General features: G+C 66.8%; 2 protein-coding genes. Both read right to left on the minus strand.

Annotation, left to right across the window (positions count from 1 at the left end):
• On the minus strand, window positions 1-21,236 hold a 21,236-nt coding region (locus VDQ83_RS09140), incomplete at its 3' end, for a non-ribosomal peptide synthase/polyketide synthase (RefSeq protein WP_455434679.1).
• Entirely contained in the window at window positions 21,233-21,517 is a 285-nt protein-coding gene (locus VDQ83_RS09145) for an acyl carrier protein (RefSeq protein WP_455434680.1), read from the minus strand. The genes VDQ83_RS09140 and VDQ83_RS09145, both read right to left, overlap by 4 nt.
• Between the last annotated feature and the right edge of the window lie 110 nt (window positions 21,518-21,627).

The raw sequence follows: 21,627 nt of genomic DNA on the forward strand, positions 1-21,627 counted from the left end.
TTCAAGGCCACCCGCGCGTTCGGCCCGCAACTGCGGTGGGTGGTGCGCGTCATCGCCTGCCAGAAGTTCACCGCCGAACGGTGTTCGACCATCACCCCCTTCGGCTGGCCGGTCGAGCCCGACGTGTAGATCACGTAGGCCACCTCGCGCGAGGTCAGGTTCGGGACCACGGGATTGGGGGCATCCAGCACCGCGTCGTCGACCTCCGCGTCGAGCACAATCGCCGGCACGTCGAGTCCATCCAGCATCGGCAGCCGCGCGCGCAGCGCCGCTTGCGTCAGCACCGCCATCGGTGCGCTGTCGGCGAGCATGTAGGCCAGCCGATCGGCCGGATAGGCCGGGTCCAGCGGCACGTAGGCAGCCCCGGCCTTGAGCACGCCGAGCACGCCCACCACCATCGCCAGGCTGCGCTCGGCACAGATCGCGACCCGGTCGCCGGGGGTCACGCCCATGGCGATCAGGCGATGCGCCACCGCGTTCGCGCGTCGGTTCAGCGCCGCGTAGCTCAGCCGGTCACCGGCGTACTCCAGCGCGTCCGCGTCCGGCTGCCGCGCCGCCTGCGCTTCGAACAGGCCGTGGATCGTCGCCAAATGCGGATATGCCGTATCGGTCGCGTTGAAAGCAAACAGCATCTGCTGGCGCTCGAATGCCGGCAGCGCCGTCACAGAACGGACCGGCAATGCCGGCGAGGCTTCGAGCGCATCCACCAACCCCTCGATAGCCTTGGCCAGATACCCGACCATCCGCTCCGGATCGATCCCCGCACCGCATTGCACCACCAGCGCGAAGGCCTGCCCGAAATCGTCCACCGACATCGTCAACGGATAGTTGGTGCGCACCTCGTCGCTGATCACGCGCATGCCGTCCCACGCGGGCGCGACCGTACCGGCGTCGTCGAGGTTGTGGCGGTAGTTGAACAGCGCCGTGAACAGCGGCAGCGGCACCTGGATGCCGCTGCAACGCTGCGCGAGCGCCAGCGGTGACTGTTCGTGCGACAGCAAGGCGCCCAGCTGCCGGTACGTCTCGCGCACAGTGTCGACTACGCTGGCCTCCGCCAGACGGATGCGGATCGGCAACGTATTGATAAACATGCCGACCACGTGTTCGGTGCTTTCGGTCTCCTGCAGGCGGCCGGACAGCACCGTGCCGAACACCACATCGTCGCGGCCGCTGCACTGCGCCAACACCTGTGCCCACGCGACGTGGAACAGGACCGACGACGTCACGCCCTCGCGCCGTGCGCTGTCGCGGATCCGCTTCGCCAGCGCGTCGTCGAGACGCAGGCGCCCTTCTTCCACCTTGCCGCCGCTGTCAGCCTGCACGTTCAACACGCCGAACGGCGCGGTCGGCTCGTCGACGTCCCCCAGTCGCTCACGGAAATACGCCTCATGCTCGGCTTCCGGCACCGCCATCGTGCGTGCGATGAAGTCGCGATACGGCATTGGCGGCGGCAATGCGTCCTCGCGCCCTTCCAGCAGCGTCTGGATTTCCGCCAGGATCAGATCCTGGGCGATATGATCGCAGACCATGTGGTGGTTCAGCAGCGCCAGCAGCCAACGGCCAGTGGCCGGGTCGCGAACGACATGCGCAGCCAGGAGCGGCGCCCGCCGCAAATCCACTCGGATCCGGCCCGGATCGGTGTGCGCCAGCAACTGCGCCAATGCCGGCGTGTCCGCCGATAGCGCCAGTTCGTGCACCGGCAGCGACGCACGCCGCTGTACGACCTGCACCGGCTTGCTTAGACCTTCCCAATGCACAGCGCTTCGCAGGATGTCGTGGCGATCGATCACCCGCTGCAACGCGGCCAGGAACGCGTCCAACTGCGCGCGCTCGTCGAATTCCGCGACCGTGCACAACAGATAGGTGTCGCCGCCGGTTTCGCGTTCGAGCAGATGATGGAACAAGATGCCTTGCTGCAGCGGCGCCAGCGGATAGGCGTCCTGGATGTTTCCCACCCCGCCGGGCACGGCGGCGACGAAGGCATCGATCTCGTCCTGGGTCAGGCGTGCCAGCGGCAACAGCTCCGGCGTGATCCGCGTGGTCGCCTGGGTAATCGGATTCGCGGGTACATCCGTACGCCGTGCCGGTACAGCGCCAGACAACCGCGCCGTCATGCCGCTCAGCGTCGGCGCCATGAACACTGTGCGCACATCCGTACCGAAGCCGCGCCGGCGCAACTGCTCGATCAGGCCGATCACCAACAGCGAATGCCCGCCGAGTTCGAAGAAATGGTCCTGACGTCCCACGCGCTCCACGCCCAGCAACGCTTGCCACACCTCGGCCACGGCGGATTCGGCATCGCCAACCGGTGCCTCGTACTCGCGGCTGGCCAGCGCGGCCTGATCGGGCTCCGGCAACGCCTTGCGGTCGAGCTTGCCGTTCGGTGTCAGCGGCAACGCATCCAGCCTCACGAATGCGCTCGGAACCATGTAGTCGGGCAGGTCCTGCAGCAGTTCCTCGCGCAATGCCGCCACCGGCACTGCCGCACCGTCGTGCGGCACGACGTAGGCGAGCAGACGCCTGTCGCCCGCCGGGCCCACGCGTGCGATCACCACCGCTTCGCGCACGCCAGCGCACGCCGCGAGCCTGGCTTCGATCTCGCCCGGTTCGACCCGGAATCCACGGATCTTTACCTGGAAGTCGTTGCGCCCCAGATATTCGATGTTGCCGTCTTCGCGATAACGTGCGCGATCGCCGCTCCTGTACAAGCGTGCCGTGGGGTTCGCACTGAACGGATCGCGCAGGAAACGTTCGGCAGTGAGTTGCGGGCGGTTCAGATAGCCGCGGGTCACGCCGTCGCCACCGATGTAGATTTCGCCAGCGACGCCCAGCGGCACCGGCTGCAGATGCGCATCGAGGATATAAATCCGGGTATTCGCCAGTGGCCGCCCGATGGTGGCGCTGGCCATCGCTTGGTTGAACTCATCGTAGCGCACGTACGCCGCCGTGCACGAGACCGTGGTCTCGGTGGGACCGTAGGTGTTGATGAGCTTCAACGCGGGCGGGCGCAGCGCGTCCCAGACCTGCAGCTTCTGCGTCGACAGCGCGTCGCCGGTGACGTTGATCAGCCGCAGCCCCTGCAACTGGCGCTGCGCTCGGCCCGGATCACGTTGCCATTGGGTCACCAGCGTATGCCAATGCGCTGCGGTGATGTGCACGAAGGTGAGCGGCAGCGCTGCTTCGTCGTCGCTGCCGAAGATCCGGCTGGTCGGCGCCAGGGCTGCGCCGCCGCACAGGGCCGGCAGCATTTCTTCGACCGATATGTCGAAGTTCAAGGAGTTCTGCTGCAACACCATGTCGCCAGGCACGATGCCGAACAGGCGCATCGCATCGACGACGTAGTTGACCAGGCTGCGGTGCTCCACCATCACGCCCTTGGGCTGCCCGGTGGTACCCGAGGTATAGATGACGTAGGCAAGATGGTGCGAGGTCAGGCCCGGCACGACCGGATCGTACGTGGGATGCTCGGCCGGCGTTTCCTCGCGATCCAGCAGAATCACCGGAAGCGCGGCCCCGTTAGCATGTGACGCGGCAGCCAGGCCTGACAGGTTGGACTGCGCCAGCAGTGCCACCGGCGCGCTGTCGTCGAGCATGAAGGCCAGGCGATCGGCCGGATACGCCGGGTCCAGTGGCACATAGGCGCCGCCGGCCTTGAGTATGCCCAGCACGCCGATCACCATCGCCGAATTGCGCTCGGCGCAGATCGCAACGCGGTTGCCCGGCGCCACACCGAGCGCGATTAGTCGATGCGCCAGCCGGTTCGCGCGCCGGTTCAGTTCGTCATAGCTCAGGCGCTCGCCTTCGAACGCGACCGCCACAGCGTCCGGGCGTTCCCGCACCTGGGCTTCGAACAAGGCGTGGATGCATGCGTCGCGTGGATAATCGGCATCCGTCGCGTTGAAAGCCACCAGCAATTGATGGCGCTCGGCGTCGCTCAACAGCGGCAATGCGCTGACACGCTGCGCCGGATCGGACGCCAGTGCCCGCAACAGGAACTCGAAATGGCCCGCCAGGCGCTCGATGCGTGCACGGTCGAACAGATCGGTCGCGTACTTCAACACGCCGCACAGCGCGCCATCCAGCTCGGTCAGTGACAAGGTCAGATCGAACTGGGACGTCGGGCTTGGCGTTTCCTGCATGGCCAACATCAGCCCCGACATCCGCAACTCGCCTTGCGGCGTATTCTGCAGATCTAGCGAAGCCTGGAACAGCGGACTGTGACTGAGGCTGCGCGCGGGTTGCAGCGCTTCGACCACCTGTTCGAACGGCAGGTCCTGGTGCGCGTACGCGCCCAGCGTCGTCGCCTTGATCTGCGCCAGCAACTCGGCCACGCTCGGGTCCGCATCCAGCTTCACGCGCAACGCCAGCGTGTTGACGAAGAAGCCGACCATCGGTTCCACCTCGGCGCGCTGCCGATTCGCGATCGGGCTGCCGATCACCACCTCGTCCTGCCCGCTCAAGCGCGACAGCAGCGCCGACCACCCCGCCAGCAGCGTCATGAACAGGGTCACGCCGTGGCGCTGCGACAAGGCGTGCAACGCTGCCGTCAGCTCCTGCCCCAGGCGGACCTCCACCGCATCGCCGCGATAGCTCTGCGTGGCCGGGCGTGGCCGGTCGGTCGGCAGTTCGAGCAAGGCCGGCGCCCCCGCCAGATGGTCGCGCCAGAAGCCGATCTGCCGCTGCAGCACGTCGCCCTGCAGCCACTGCCGCTGCCATGCCGCATAGTCAGCGTACTGGATCGGCAGCGGCGCCAGCGGATCGGCCTCGCCCTGGCTGAAGGCCGCATACAGCGCGCCGAGCTCCCGGATCAGCACTGCAATCGACCACCCGTCGGAGACGATGTGGTGCTGGGTGACCAGCAGCACGTGGTCATCGTCGGCCAGCTGCAGCAGCCGGCCGCGGATCAGCGGACCGGCCGCCAGGTCGAACGGCGCGTGCGCCTCTTCGGCGCTCAGCTCGGCGAGCGTCGCGGCCTGCGCCGATGCCGGCATCGCGCGCAGGTCGTGTTCGAGCAGGGCGAAGCCGATGTCTTCGGAGACGATGACCTGATGCGGCTGGCCATCGGCACTGGCGAAGATCGTGCGCAGGCTCTCGTGCCGCGCCACGATCCGGTCCAGGCTCGCGCACAAGGCGGCGCGGTGCAGCTTCCCGCTCAACCGCAACGCGGCGGGGATATGGTAGGCCGCCGCCGCGGCATGATCGAGCTGGTCCAGGAACCACAGCCGCTGCTGTGCCCAAGAGAGCGGCAGCGGTGCGCTGCGGTCCACCGACTCGATCGCGCCATGCGTCGGCGCCTCCGCGCTGGAAGCGACCCGCGCCAGCCCGGACAGGGTCGGCTGCGCGAACACGTCGCGCAACGCCAGGTCCACGCCCAGCGCGCCGCGCAGGCGCGTCACCAGCCGCACCGCCAGCAGCGAGTGTCCGCCCAGTTCGAAGAAGTGATCGTGGCGACCGACACGTTCGAGTCCCAGCAGTTCCTGCCAGACCTCGGCGATCGCCTGTTCGGTCGCCCCGACAGGCGCCTCGTAGGCCCGGCTCGCGACCGCGTCCAGGTCCGGGGCCGGCAAGGCCTTGCGATCGAGCTTGCCGTTGGGCGTCAGCGGCAGCGCCTGCAGGTGCACGAACGCGCTGGGGATCATGTACTCGGGCAGGTCCTGCGCCAGCTGCTCGCGCAACGCGGCGATCGAGGGCGCACTGTCGCCATCCTGCGCCACCACATACGCCACCAGCCGCTTGTCGCCGGCCAGGTCCTCGCGCGCGACGACCACCGCTTCGCGCACGCTCGCACAGGCGGCAAGCCTGGCCTCGACCTCGCCCAGCTCGATCCGGAAGCCGCGGATCTTCACCTGGAAGTCGTTGCGGCCCAGGTACTCGATGGTGCCGTCCGGCCGCCAGCGACCGAGGTCGCCGGTCTTGTACATGCGCGCACCGGTGTCTGGCGCGAACGGATCGGCCAGGAAGCGTTCGGCGGTCAGGTCCGGGCGGTTCAAATAGCCGCGCGCAACACCGGCACCGCCGATGTGGATCTCGCCCGCCACGCCGATCGGCACTGCCTCCCCCGCCCCGTCCAGAATGTAGATCTGCGTATTGGCGATCGGCCGGCCGATCGGCGGCAGCGCCGGCCACTGCTCCGGCGCGCCGGAGAGCGTCAACGCAGTGACGACGTGGGTTTCGGTAGGGCCATATTGGTTGTGCAACCGACAGGCCGGATTCGTTGCAAAGAACGCCTTGACCACCGGATTGGCGAACAGCTGCTCGCCGGCGGTGACCACGTCCCGCAGCGACGGCAAGGCCACTTGCGCATGCTCGACGGCAGCCGCGAGCCCCTGCAGCGCCACGAATGGCAGGAAGATGCGCTGCACCGCATGAGCCTGGATGAAGCCGATCAGTCCGAACGGATCCTGCCGGATCGCTTCGTTCACCAGGATCAGGCATCCGCCCGAGCCCAGGGTATAGAACATCTCCTGGAACGCGACATCGAATCCGAGCGCGGAGAACTGCAGTACGCGCTCATGCTCGACAACCTCAGACCTCTGCAGACCTTGCCATTCCAGCAGGTTACGCAGCGCCCGATGCGGCATCGCCACACCCTTCGGCCGGCCGGTCGAGCCTGATGTGTAGATCACGTAGGCCAGATGATCCGAGGCCAAGCCCTGCGGGCACGGGTCATGATCAGGCTGGCCCGCCAGCACCGCGGCGTCGTCCAGTGTCAGCCAGGTTGCCGACGACGACGCAAGATGCAGCGAAAGCAGGCGTTCGCGCAACGCCGTCTGCGTCAACACAGCCACAGGCGCACAGTCTTCCAGGACATAGGCGAGACGTTCGTTCGGATACGCGGGATCGAGCGGGACGTAGGCGGCTCCCGCTTTCAGCGTACCCAGCACGCCTACCACCATCTCCAGGCTGCGTTCGACGCAGATCGCAACCCGGGCGTCGGGTTCGACCCCGAGCAGCATCAGGCGATGCGCAAGCCGGTTCGCACGGCGGTTCAATTCGCCATAACTCAACTGCTCGCCGTCGAACTCCACCGCGATGACGTCCGGGTTTCGCGCCGCCTGCGCCTCGAACTGGGCATGGATCGTCTCGTGCGATGGATAGGCCGACTGCGTCGCATTGAACGCCGTCAGCACCTGCGCGCGCGCCGATGCCGACAGCAGCGGCAAGCGCGCGACGGACTGATTCTCGCCTGCGACCATCGCTTCGAGCAGTGTCTTCCAGCAGTCCAGCATGCGCTCGACGGTGCCGCGGTCGAACAGGTCGACGGCATACGTCAGGCCGCCGACCAGGCCCTCCGCTGTTTCGGTCAGCGACAGCGCGAGATCGAACTGCGCGGTCTGCTGCGCAGCGTCGACGACCGACAGCGCCAAGTCGGGAAGCGTTGCAGCCTCGCCGGCAGGCACGTTGTTCAAGGCCAATAGCACCTGGAACACCGGACTGTGGCTCAGGCTGCGCTCGGGCTGCAGGATTTCGACGACCTGCTCGAATGGCAGATCCTGGTGCGCGTAGGCCCCGAGCGTGGTCGACTTGATCTGCGCCAACAACTCGGCCACGCTCGGAGCCGACGACAGGTCGACGCGCAGTGCCAGCGTGTTGACGAAGAACCCGATCAGCGGTTCGATTTCGGCGCGCTGGCGATTGGCCACCGGCGTGCCGATCACGACATCGTGCTGGCCGCTCAGCCGCGACAGCAACGTCGACCAGCCGGCCAGCAGCGTCATGAACAAGGTGGCGCCGTGACGCGCCGACAGCGTGCGCAGCGCGGCCGTCAGCGCTTCGGGCACACGCACCTGGGCACGATCGCCGATGTAGCGCTGCAGCGCGGGCCGCGGCCGATCGGTCGGCAATTCCAGCAGTGTCGGCACGCCGCGCAAATGGTCGCGCCAGAAGCCGATCTGCGTCTGCAGCGCATCACCCTGCAGCCATTGCCGCTGCCACGCCGCGTAATCCGCATATTGCAGCTGCAACGCGGGCAATGGGTCGGCGTGGCCCTGGCTAAAGGCGGCATAGAGGGCGCTGACTTCTCGCACCAGCACGCCGATCGACCAGCCGTCCGACACAATGTGATGCTGCGTCACCAGCAACAGGTGCTCGCGCTCGGCCAATTGCAGCAGGCGTCCACGGATCAGCGGACCACACGCAAGGTCGAAGTGTGCGCGCGCTTCGCTTTCGCTCAGTTCGGCGACGGCAATGGCTTGCGCGACTATCTCCAATTCGCGCAAATCATGCCGAGTCAAAGCGAAACCTGAATCCGCTGGCGCGATCGTTTGCCGCGGCTCTCCGTCGACGCTGACGAATGTCGTACGCAGGCTTTCGTGCCGCGCCACGACCCGGTCCAGGCTCGCCTGCAATGCAGCCTGATCGAGCACCCCACTCAGCCGCAAAGCGGTCGGGATGTGATACGCCGCGCCGGCGCCGTCATCGAGCTGATCGAGGAACCACAGCCGTTGCTGCGCCCACGACAACGGCAACGCCATGTCGCGCTGTACCGGCACGATCGCAGCCTGCGACGATACGGTCGCACCAGAGACAAGTTGCGCCAGCTCCGACAAGATCGGCCGCGCGAATACGTCGCGCAGCGGCACATCGATGCCGAGCATCGCGCGCAGGCGCGCCACCAGGCGAACCGCCAGCAGCGAGTGGCCGCCGAGTTCGAAGAAGTGATCGGCGCGACCGATCTGCTTCAGGCCGAGCAATTCCTGCCAGAGCCCGGCAAGCATCTGCTCGCTGTCGCCGACTGGCGCCTGATAGTCGCGGCTGGCGATCGCGCTTTGGTCGGGCGCGGGCAAGGCCTTGCGATCGAGCTTGCCGTTGGGCGTCAGCGGCAGCGCATCCAGGCCGACGAAGGCACTCGGGATCATGTACTCCGGCAAGTCCTGCGACAGTTGCATGCGCAACTCCGCGGCCGACGGCGCCATGCCCGGCTGCGCCACAACATAGGCCACCAGGCGCCGGTCGTCCGCTACATCCTCGCGGACGATCACAGCCGCTTCGCGCACGCCTGCGCAAGCAGAGAGTTTCGCCTCGATTTCGCCGAGTTCGACGCGGAATCCGCGGATCTTTACCTGGAAGTCGTTGCGGCCGAGATACTGGAGGTTGCCGTCCGCCAACCAGCGGCCCATGTCGCCTGTCCTGTACATGCGGGCATCGGCATCGTTGGAGAACGGATCGGCAAGGAAGCGTTCAGCGGTCAGGTCCGGGCGCCCCAGATAGCCACGGGCCACGCCGGCGCCGCCGATATGGAGTTCGCCTGCGACGCCGACCGGCAGCAACGCGCCATGCCGATCGAGCACATAGATGCGCGTGTTCGCGACAGGTCGGCCGATCGGCACAGGACCGCCATCGCCTGCGCTGGCGCGATACAGCGTCGCCCACACGGTGGCTTCGGTCGGGCCGTATTCGTTGTAGAGCGTCAACGTCGGCACGAAGCTTGCGGCCATGTCCCGTAACGCAGGCGGACAGGTCTCGCCAGCGACGATGATCTCCCGCAAGCTTCGCTCTGTATGCCGGCTAAGATGTTCCAGGATCAAGCGCGCGAGCGAAGGCACGCAAAGCAGCGTCGTGGCCTGGAGTCGTTCGACCAGAGCCGCGATCGCGTCCAGGTCCCGCGCGGATACCTCCTCCGGAATCAGCAAGGTGCCCGCGCTGGCCAAGGTGCCGAAGATTCCGGCAACCGAACTGTCGAACGCGATCGAGGACAGCAGCAGAAAACGCTCGTACTTCGAGTACGCATGCGTGCGCGCCAGCGTCGAAGCCACGAGCTGCCGGTGTTCGACCATGACACCCTTCGGCCGCCCGGTCGAACCCGAGGTATAGATGACGTAGGCAAGATGATGTGGCGCAAGCTCTTTCACCTGCGGATCGTGTTGTGGATACTTCGCGATCGCACTCCGATCGTCCGCACCATCCAGCACCACCATGCGTGGCGGATTCAGCACAGAGAGCCGCTCCGCGTGCACCGTATCGGTCAGCAGCGCGACCGGCGCACTGTCGCTCAACATGAAGGCTAGCCGCTCGGGCGGGTAGTCTGGGTCCAGCGGCACGTAGGCCGCACCTGCCTTCAGGATGCCGAGCACGCCGACCACCATCTCGATACCACGCTCCATGCACAACGCGATGCGTTCGTCGCATCGCACGCCGAGCGCCGCCAGATGGTGCGCCAGTCGGTTCGCGCGATGGTTCAGTTCGCCGTAGCTCAGCCGTCCATCGCCGCACTCGACCGCGACGGCATCCGGATGCCGTGCGGCTTGCGCTTCAAACAAGGCGTGGATCGTCTTGTCGTGCGGATGCTCGACCCGTGTAGCGTTGAATCCCGCCAGGATGCGCTGGCGTTCGCCCAGCGACAGCAGCGACAGGCGGCTCAGGCTTTGCGCATCGTCGGTAACCATCGCTTCGAGCAGCGTCGTCCAATGCCCGAACATCCGTTGCACGGTGACCTGGTCGAACAGATCGACCGCATAGGCCAAGCTGCCGACCAGTCCGTCTGCCGTCTCGACTAGGGACAAGGTGAGATCGAACTGCGTGGTCCGTTGCGCGACATCGATCGTGGATAGCATCAGCCCCGGCAGGCGCAGCGCATCGGCGCTGGTGTTGTTCAGCGCCAGCAGTGCCTGGAACAGTGGACTGTGACTGAGGCTGCGCGCGGGTTGCAGCGCTTCGACCACCTGTTCGAACGGCAGGTCCTGGTGCGCGTACGCGCCCAGCGTCGTCGCCTTGATCTGCGCCAGCAACTCGGCCACGCTCGGGTCCGCATCCAGCTTCACGCGCAACGCCAGCGTGTTGACGAAGAAGCCGACCATCGGCTCGACCTCGGCGCGCTGCCGGTTCGCGATCGGGCTGCCGATCACCACCTCGTCCTGCCCACTCATGCGCGACAGCAGCGCCGACCACCCCGCCAGCAGCGTCATGAACAGGGTCACGCCGTGGCGCTGCGACAAGGCATGCAATGCCCCCGTCAGTTCCTGCCCCAGGCGTACCTCCACCGCATCGCCCCGGTAGCTTTGCGTGGCCGGGCGCGGCCGGTCGCTCGGCAGTTCGAGCAAGGCTGGCGCCCCGGCCAGGTGCTCGCGCCAGAAGGCGATCTGCCGCTGCAGCACATCGCCCTGCAGCCACTGCCGTTGCCATGCCGCATAGTCGGCGTACTGGATCGGCAGCGGCGCCAGCGGATCGGCCTCGCCCTGGCTGAAGGCCGCATACAGCGCGCCGAGTTCCCGGATCAGCAGCGCGATCGACCAGCCGTCGGAGACGATGTGGTGCTGGGTGACCAGCAGCACGTGGTCATCGTCGGCCAGCTGCAGCAGCCGGCCGCGGATCAGCGGGCCGGCCGCCAGGTCGAACGGCGCGCGTGCCTCTTCGGCGCTCAGCTCGGCCAGCGTCGCGGCCTGCGCCGATGCCTCCATCGCACGCAGGTCGTGTTCGAGCAGGGCGAAGCCGATGCCTTCAGAGACGATGACCTGGTGCGGCGCGCCATCGGCACTGGCGAAGATCGTGCGCAGGCTCTCGTGCCGCACCACGATCCGGTCCAGGCTCGCGCGCAAGGCGGTGCGGTGCAGCTCCCCGGTCAACCGCAACGCGGCGGGAATGTGGTAGGCCTCCGCCGCGGCATGATCTAGCTGGTCCAGGAACCACAGCCGTTGCTGTGCCCACGAGAGCGGCAGCGGTGCGCTGCGGTCCACCGGCACGATCGCGCCATGCGTCGACGCCTCCGCGCTGGAGGCGACCCGCGCCAGCCCGGACAGGGTCGGCTGCGCGAACACGTCGCGCAACGCCAGGTCCACGCCCAGCGCGCCGCGCAGGCGCGTCACCAGCCGCACCGCCAGCAGCGAGTGTCCGCCCAGTTCGAAGAAGTGATCGTGGCGGCCGACACGTTCGAGTCCCAGCAGTTCCTGCCAGGCCTCGGCGATCGCCTGTTCGGTCGCGCCGACGGGCGCCTCGTAGGCCCGGCTCGCGACCGCGTCCAGGTCGGGGGCCGGCAAGGCCCTGCGATCGAGCTTGCCGTTGGGCGTCAGCGGCAACGCCTGCAGCTGCACGAACGCGCTGGGGATCATGTACTCGGGCAGGTCCTGCGCCAGTTGCTCGCGCAACGCGGCGATCGAGGGTGCACTGGCGCCGTCCTGCGCCACCACATACGCCACCAGCCGCTTGTCGCCGGCCAGGTCCTCGCGCGCGACCACCACCGCCTCGCGCACGTTCGCACAGGCGGCGAGCCTGGCCTCGACCTCGCCCAGCTCGATCCGGAAGCCGCGGATCTTCACCTGGAAGTCGTTGCGGCCCAGGTACTCGATGGTGCCGTCCGGTCGCCAGCGACCGAGGTCGCCGGTCTTGTACATGCGCGCACCGGTGTCTGGCGCGAACGGATCGGCCAGGAAGCGTTCGGCGGTCAGGTCCGGGCGGTTCAAATAGCCGCGCGCAACACCGGCACCGCCGATGTGGATCTCGCCGGCCACACCGATCGGCACCGCCTCGCCCTCCCCGTCCAGGATGTAGATCTGCGTATTGGCGATCGGCCGGCCGATGTGCGGCGCGAAGCCGTCCGCACGCGCCATCTCCACCCATGTCGAGTATGTCGTCGTCTCCGATGGGCCGTACAGGTTGGCCACCGATTGCGCCTGGCTCGATGCAAAAATTTTATCGACCAGCGTCCGCTTCAACGGTTCGCCGGCCAGATTCACCGTCCGCACCGTTGCCGGCAACTGCGACGATTCGAGCACCGCCGCGATCGCAGACGGCACGGTGTTCACCAGCGTCGTGCCCGCCAACATCGGCGTCGCCGACACCAGGTCGCGCACCAGCCGCACCGTCGCGCCGACGCTCAATGGGACGAACAGCTCGAATACCGCCAGGTCGAAGTTGATCGATGTCGACAGCAGCGTCGTCGACAGCTGCGCTTGCGTGAAGCTCGCCTGCGCCCATGCCAGCAGGTTCGCCGCATTCGCGTGCTCGATCATCACGCCCTTAGGAAGCCCGGTCGAACCCGAGGTATAGATCACGTAGGCCAGATGCCGCGACGTCAGGCCGGATACCGATGGATCGTGCGAGGCTTGCGTGGCCAGCGTATCGCAATCGTCCAGCGCAATCGCCGGACACTGCATCGATGCCAACAGCGGCAACCGGTCGTTCAACGCCGATTGCGTCAGTACCGCCTTCGGCGCGCTGTCGGACAACATGTACGCCAGGCGTTCGCTCGGGTAAACCGGATCGAGCGGAACATAGGCGCCGCCCGCCTTCAGGATGCCGAGCAGACCGATCACCATCTCGATGCTGCGCTCGGCGCAGATCGCGACACGGTCGTCTGGTTCCACTCCCAGGGCAATCAAGCGGTATGCCACGTGATTCGCCCGTCGGTTCAACTCGCCGTAGTTCAGGAACTCTCCGCCGAACTCGATCGCGACCGCATCGGGCCGTGCCTGCGCCTGCGCTTCGAATGCGCCATGAATCAATCCGTCTTGCGGATACGCGGCCTGCGTCGCATTGAATGCGTACAGCACCTGCGCGCGCTCTTCGCCCGACAGCAGCGGCAAACGCGCAACGGTTTGCGCGTCGTTCTCCACCATGGCTTCGAGCAGCGTCGTCCAGTATCCAAGCATTCGCTCCACGGTTCCGTGGTCGAACAGATCGACGGCATAGACCAAGCTGCCGACCAGGCCGTCTGTCGTCTCGGCCAAAGACAGCGCAAGGTCGAACTGCGCGGTCTGTTGCGCCGCAGCCATCGTGGAGAGCAGCAGTCCCGGCAAGCTGAGTGCATCGGAGCCAGTGTTGTTCAGCGTCAACAGCGTCTGGAAAATCGGACTGTGGCTGAGGCTACGTTCTGGCTGCAGCGCTTCGACGATCTGCTCGAACGGCAGATCCTGGTTCGCGTACGCGCCCAGGGTCATGGCGCGGACCCGCGCCAGCAACTCGGCCACGCTCGGGTCGGCACTGAGGTCCACGCGCAACGCCAATGTATTGACGAAGAAGCCGATCAGCGGCTCAACCTCGGCCCGCTGCCGGTTCGCCACTGGGCTTCCGATCACCACCTGGTCCTGGCCGCTCAGCCGCGACAACAGCACGGACCAACTGGCCAGCAGCGTCATGAACAAGGTCGTACCATGGCGCTGCGACAGGCCGTACAGCTTCTCGCTCAATGCCTGCGGCAGGCACACTGCGATATGTTCGCCCCTGTAGCTCTGGACCGCCGGCCGCGCTCGATCGGCCGGCAGCGCCAGCAATGCCGGCGCATCGCCCAACTGGCTTTTCCAGAACGCGAGCTGTTCCTGCAGGGCGGCGCCCTGCAGCCAGCGCCGCTGCCATGCGGCGTAGTCTGCATACTGGACCGGCAATGCAGGCAACGGGTCGGGAGTACCCTGGCGGAAGGCGGCATACAGTGCGCTCACTTCGCGCACCAACACCCCGATCGACCAGCCATCTGAGACGATGTGGTGTTGGGTCACCAGCAACACGTGTTCGCGCTCTGACAACTGCAAAAGCTGGCCACGGATCAAGGGGCCGCGTGCCAGGTCGAACGGCGCGCGCGCTTCGGCGCTACTCAGTTCGGCGATCGCCGCTTCCTGCGCCACGGCGTCCAGTTCCCGCAGATCCCGCGCAGCCAGCGAAAACCCGCTGCCTACCGGGGCGATCATCTGCTGCGGCTCGCCCTCGACGTTGGCGAAGGTCGTGCGCAGGCTCTCGTGTCTCGCCACAACGCGATCCAGACTCGCTTGCAACACGGCGCGGTCCAACGTTCCGCTCAAACGCAGCGCCGCCGGCATGTGGTACGCCGCGCCCGCCGCATGATCCAACTGGTCCAGGAACCACAGCCGCTGCTGCGCCCAGGACAACGGCAGGACGCCTGTGCGATCCACCGGCACGATTGCGCTCTGCGCCGTCGCCGCGGCCGCGGCAATCGCACATGCCAACGACGACAGCACCGGCTGCGCGAACACTTCGCGCAAGGCCAGTTCCACCCCCAGCGCCGCACGCACGCGCGTCACCAGCCGCACCGCCAGCAACGAGTGCCCGCCCAGTTCGAAGAAATGGTCGTTCCGCCCCACCCGCTCCAAGCCCAGCAGCTCCCGCCAGATCGCCGCGATCGCCTGCTCGGCCTCGCCTTCCGGCGCTGCGTAGCTTCGGCTCGCCACTGCGGCCCGATCCGGCACCGGTAACGCTTGGCGGTCCAGCTTGCCGCTGGGCGTCAGCGGCAACGCTGGCAAGATCACGAACGCACTCGGCAGCATGTACTCCGGCAGTGCCTGGGACAGCGCGTCGCGCAGGGCCACGGCCGACGGTTCGGCGCCTTCTTCCGCCACCAGGTAGGCGACGAGCCGTTTTTCCCCCGGCACGTCCTCGCGCGCCAATACCACGGCCTCGCCTACCCCGGCGCACGCAGTCAGCGCAGACTCGATCTCGCCCAGCTCGATCCGGAAGCCACGCACCTTCACCTGGAAGTCGTTGCGTCCCAGGTATTCGATGCTGCCGTCAGGCAACCAACGGCCCAGGTCGCCAGTGCGGTACATCCGCGCGTCCGTGTCGTCTACGAACGGGTCGGACAGGAACCGCTCGGCGGTCAGGTCGGGCCGGTTCAGGTAGCCGCGTCCCACGCCTGTACCACCGATGTGGAGTTCCCCGGCTACCCCGACAGGTACTGGCTGTGCTCGTGCATCGAGAATGTAGACCCGTGCATTGGCGATCGGGCGGCCGATGTGCGGGAATTCTCCGGCTCCGTTGACGACGGCAATGGTGCTTTCGACCGTACACTCCGTCGGGCCGTAGGCATTGAAGATGCGGATCGATGCGGACTGGCTCAGTGTCCTCCACATGCCTGGCGCAATGGCTTCACCGCCGACCAGCACGGCTTTCAATGACGCGACGGATCCTTCAAGCAGGCCGGCGTCCAGCAATAATCGCAGTTGCGCCGGCGTGCAGTCGAACGCTCCGATCCGCTGCCGGCTGAGGAATTGCAGCAACGCGCCGGTATCGATCCGGACAGCTTCCGGAATCACGACGACGCAGCGGCCGGACAGGAGTTGGGTCAATGTTTGAACAGAGGCGTCGAACGATAACGACGAGTTCAACGCGACACGCTCTTCGGCGCACAGCATGCCGAAGACCGAGTGCTCCAGTTCTGTCCACAAATTCACCACGGGCGCGTGTTCGATCATCACCCCTTTCGGCCGCCCGGTGGAACCTGAGGTGTAGATCACATAGGCCAGGTGTCGCGGTGTCAGCCCCGCGACGCTCGGATCATGGACGGGTTGCGCATCCAGCGCGGCGTCGTCATCCAGCGCCACCACCGCCAGCGCGGCCCCGGCGGGACGGAGCCCGCGGACCGTCTCCACCAGTGCGACCTGGGTCAGCAACGCCACCGGTGCGCTGTCGGCCAGCATGTAGGCCAGCCGTTCGGCGGGATAGGCCGGATCCAGCGGCACGTAGGCGCCACCGGCCTTGAGGATGCCCAGCAGCCCCACCACCATGTCCGCACTGCGTTGCATGCAGATCGCGACGCGGTCGTCGGGCGTGACGCCCAACCCGATCAGGCGGTGCGCCAACTGGTTGGCACGCGCGTTCAACTCGCCATAGCTCAGCCGCTGGTCCCCGCACTCCAGCGCGAGCGCCTGGGGCTGCTGCGCGGCCTGCGCTTCGAACAGCGTGTGGATCAGCGCATGCCGCGGATAGTCGATTTCGGTAGCGTTGAAGCCGGCCAGCACCTGCTTGCGCTCGTCCGCCGACAGCAAGGGCAGCCGGCTGACCGGCTGCACCGCGTCGGCCGCCATTGCGATCAACAGCGTCTGCCAATGCCCCAACAGCCGTTCCACGGTGGCGGGCTCGAAAAGGTCCTGCGCATACACCAGCGCGCCCACCAGTCCGTCCGTCGTCTCGTTCAGCGACAAGGACAAATCGAATTGCGCGCTAGGCGTGCCCGTCTCTACCATCGCAACGGCGAGTCCAGGCAATCGCAAGCCGCCATCGCTTGGCGTGTTGTTCAAGCTCAGCATCGCCTGAAACACCGGGCTATGACTCAGGCTGCGCACCGGTTGCACCGCTTCCACCACCTGCTCGAACGGCAGGTCCTGGTGCGCATAGGCGTCCAGCAGGGTCGTGCGGACCTGCGCCAGCAACTCGGCCACGCTCGGATCGGCACGCAGGTCCACGCGCAGCGCCAGCGTGTTGACGAAGAAGCCGATCAGCGGCTCGACCTCGGCCCGCTGCCGGTTCGCCACCGGGCTGCCGATCACCACCTGGTCCTGGCCGCTCAGCCGCGCCAGCAACGCCGACCAGCTGGCCAGCAACGTCATGAACAGCGTCGTGCCGTGGCGTTGCGACAATGAACGGACCGCGTCGACCGCTTCAGCCGGCAACCGCACGGGCAGGCTGCCGCCGCGATAGCTCATCGACATCGGCCGCGGCCGATCGGTCGGCAGTTCGAGCAGCGCAGGCGCGTCGCGCAACTGGTTCTTCCAGAATGCGAGCTGCTCCTGCAACGCGGTGCCCTGCAGCCAACGCCGCTGCCACGCTGCATAGTCCGCGTACTGGACCGGCAGCGCCGGCAACGGATCCGCTTCGCCCTGCAGGAAGGCGGTATACAGTGCGCTGATTTCGCGCACCAGGATCCCGATCGACCAGCCATCGGAGACGATGTGGTGCTGGGTCACCAGCAGCACGTGCTGTTGTGCGGACAGTACCAGCAGGCGTCCACGGATCAGCGGGCCCCGCGCCAGATCGAACGGAGCGCGCGCTTCGGCGATGCTCAGTTCGGCCACCGCCCGTTCCTGCGCTATGGCGTCCAACGCGTGCAGGTCATGCACGGTCAGCGCGAACCCGCTGTCCGCCGCTGCGACGGCCTGTTGCGGCTCGCCCTCGACGCTGACGAAGGTCGTGCGCAGGCTCTCGTGCCTCGCCACCACGCGATCCAGGCTCTTCTGCAACGCGATACGGTCCAAGCCGCCACTCAACCGCAGCGCTGCGGGGATGTGGTACGCCGCGCCTGCCGCATGGTCGAGCCGATCGAGGAACCACAGCCGTTGCTGCGCCCAGGACAGCGGCAACGAGCCCGCACGGTCCACCGGCACGATCGCCTCATGCAGGGAAGCCACTGCCACGGACACGCTCTTGGCCAGCGCTGCCAGCACCGGCTGCGCGAACACCTCGCGCAACGCCAGTTCCACCCCTAGCGCCGCACGCACGCGCGTCACCAGCCGCACCGCCAGCAACGAATGTCCGCCCAGATCGAAGAAATGGTCGTGACGCCCCACCCGCTCCAGGCCCAGCAGATCCTGCCAGATCGTCGCGATCGCCTGCTCGGCCTCGCCTTCCGGTGCTGCGTAGGCGCGGCTCGCCACTGCGTCCCGATCCGGCGCCGGCAACGCTTGGCGGTCCAACTTGCCGTTGGGCGTCAACGGCAACGCTGGCAAGATCACGAATGCACTCGGCAGCATGTACTCCGGCAGCGCCTGCGATAGCGCGTCGCGCAGCGCTACGGCCGACGGTTCGGCGCCTTCTTCCGCCACCAGGTAGGCGACGAGTCGTTTTTCGCCCGGCGCGTCCTCGCGCGCCAACACCGCTGCCTCGCGTACCCCGTCGCATTCGGACAGCCGGGCCTCGATCTCGCCCAGCTCGATCCGGAAGCCGCGCACTTTTACCTGGAAGTCGTTGCGCCCCAGGTATTCGATATTGCCGTCAGGCAACCAACGGCCCAGGTCGCCAGTGCGGTACATCCGCGCGTTCGCGTCGTCCACGAACGGGTCGACCAGGAACCGCTCGGCGGTCAGGTCGGCCCGGTTCAAGTAGCCACGCGCCACGCCCGCACCACCGATATGGAGTTCCCCGGCCACACCGATCGGCACCGGCTCGCCATGCGCGCCGAGCGCATACACCCGGGTATTGGCGATCGGGCGACCGATATGGCCCACGAACCCGCCGGCCCGCGTCATCGCCGTCCACGTCGAATAGGTCGTCGTCTCCGACGGGCCGTACAGGTTGGCCACCATCTGTGCCTGGCTCGCGGCGAACACCCGCTCCACCAACGCCCGCTTCAGCGGCTCGCCGGCCAGGTTCACCGCCGTCACCGTCGCCGGCAGCCCATTGCCGTCCAGCACCGCCGCGATCGCCGAGGGCACCGTATTGACCAGCGTCGTTCCGACCAGCGCGGGACCTGCCGACACCAGATCCGCGACCAGCCGAACCGTCCGGCCCGTGCTCAGCGGCACGAACAGTTCGAACACCGCTAGATCGAAATTGATCGAGGTCGCCAGCAGCGTCGTCGCCAATTGTTCGACCGAAAAGTTTGCCTGCGCCCACGCCAACAGATTGGCTGCGTTGGCGTGCTCGATCATCACCCCCTTCGGCCGCCCGGTGGAACCGGAGGTGTAGATCACATAGGCCAGGTGTCGCGATGTCAGCTCCGCGATGCTCGGATCATGGACGGGCTGCGCATCCAGGGTGATGTCGTCATCCAGCGCCACCACCGCCAGCGCGGTGCCTGCGGGATCGAGCGCGCGGACCATTTCCACCAGTGCCGCCTGGGTCAGCAGCGCCACCGGTGCGCTGTCGGCCAGCATGTAGGACAGCCGTTCGGCGGGATAGGCAGGATCCAACGGCACGTAGGCGCCGCCCGCCTTGAGGATGCCCAGCAGCCCCACCACCATGTCCGCACTGCGTTGCATGCAGATCGCGACACGATCGTCAGGCGTGATCCCCAACGCGATCAGCCGGTGCGCCAGCTGGTTGGCACGCGCGTTCAACTCGCCATAGCTCAGCCGCCGGTCTCCGCACTCCAGCGCGAGCGCCTGCGGCTGCTGCGCTGCCTGCGCCTCGAACAGCGTGTGGATCGGCACCTCCGGGTACTCCGCCTGCGTAGCGTTGAACCCATGCAGCACCAATTCGCGTTCCGCTTCGGGCAGCAGCGGCAAGCGCGCAACCAGCTGCGCATCATCGGCGACCAACCCCTGCAGCAGGGTCAGCCACGCGCGGCTCAGGCGCTCGACCGTCTGTTGTTCGAACAACGCCTGATCGAACTTGAAGGCGCATCGGATGCCTTCTTCCAACTCGATCGTCTCCAGCAGCAGGGGAATGGCGTCGTTGGCGCCGCTGCGGCACGCGGGATAGGAGGCCAGCCCGACGCCACCCCACGCGACCGGGCCACCGGCCTCCATTCCGCCCCACAAGCTGCGCAGGCCGCCGCCGTGCCTGGCGTTCTGGAACACGAACATGGTCTGGTAGAAGGAATGCTGCCCTGCGATCCGCAGGGGATGCAGGTCTTCGACCAGCAATGCGAAGGGATAGTCCTGGTTCTTCATCCCGCGCAACGCGGTATTGCGCACCGTGCGCAGCGCATCCGCAACGCTCGCGTCCTGCGGCAACGAGGAGCGCAATACGATCGGATTGACGAAGTCGCCGACCACGCCATCCCACTCGGAACGGCTACGTCCAGGCATCGGCGAGCCAATCGAAATGTCGTCCTGGCCGCAATAGCGATGCAACAGGATCGTGTAGGCGGCAAGCAGCGTCGTGTAAAGCGTGCCTGCATGACGCCTCCCCAACGCATGGAGGCCAAGACTCAACGAAAGTGGGATCGTCAATACGATCTCGCCCAGCTGGCCCGAGGCGGCTGCCAATGGCCGATCCGCCGGAAGCTGCAGGCTCTGTGCCGCGCCATGCAACGCGTCTTTCCAGTAGGCACGCTGCGCCTGCGCTGCGGGGCCTTGCAACCATTGCGCTTGCCAGCGAACATAGTCCTCGTAGTCTGCCTCGGCATCCGGCGCCTCCCACTCGACCGCGCCGCTGCCAAGCAGCCCCCCCAGCTCCTCCAGCAAGCGCCAGTAGGACCAGCCATCGACGGCGATATGGTCGAACGTCAGCAGCAGGATCTGCGTTTCGTCCGCGCGGCGGTATAAACCCGCCCGGACCGGCGGCTGCCGGAAAAGATCGAAGGCCTGCGCGGCATCGTCCCGCACGCGCTGCAACAAAGCCGCCTCGTCGAGCGACGCGACGTCATCGAGGATCAGCGGCACATCCGCGGAATGCGCGACCGACTGCTCGACTTCCCCGGCTTGCTCGCGAAAGCGGACCCGCAGCATTGGATGGCGCAGGGCAAGCTGCCGTAAAGCGCGCGCAAGCTGGTCCGGCGCGAGTACTCCGTGGACAGCCGCAGCGAAGGCGTTGTTGTGGGTACCCTGTGCATCAGGATTGAGCCGATAGAGGAACCAACGGCTACGTTGCGCAGCCGACAGCGGCATCCATGGCCCTGCCTGCGCATCGTGCTTCATGCATCGATCCTGCGATCATGGTTCGGCCGGGCCGGCATGGCATCGAGCACGCCAAAATGCGAGTCAAGGAACTGCGCCAGTTCGCGAATGCTGGGATGGTCGAACAGCCATTCAAGGTCGACCTCCAAGCCTAGCGACTCTTCGAGCTTGCGGGTCAGGCGCAAACCGATCAGCGAATCGACCCCTTGCTCGGCGAAGGTCCGTGTCGCCGAGATCTGCGCCACATCGACCTCCATCAATTCCGACAACGCATCCTTCAGCCACAGCTCGCGCGCATTCATCAATCACCGCTCCTCAACCTTGAGAAAAACGCCAAAGCCACCCACGACGTGACAAACAGCAAATCCTTTGAGATGCACTCGCATGACCGCGTACACGCGGTCGATCAGCT

It is taken from the genome of Xanthomonas sp. WHRI 7945 (assembly GCF_035026585.1).

Bases quoted from the DNA above. Each gene is read 5' to 3' on its own strand.
- VDQ83_RS09145 (WP_455434680.1), bottom strand. From the start codon at position 21,517: ATGAATGCGCGCGAGCTGTGGCTGAAGGATGCGTTGTCGGAATTGATG.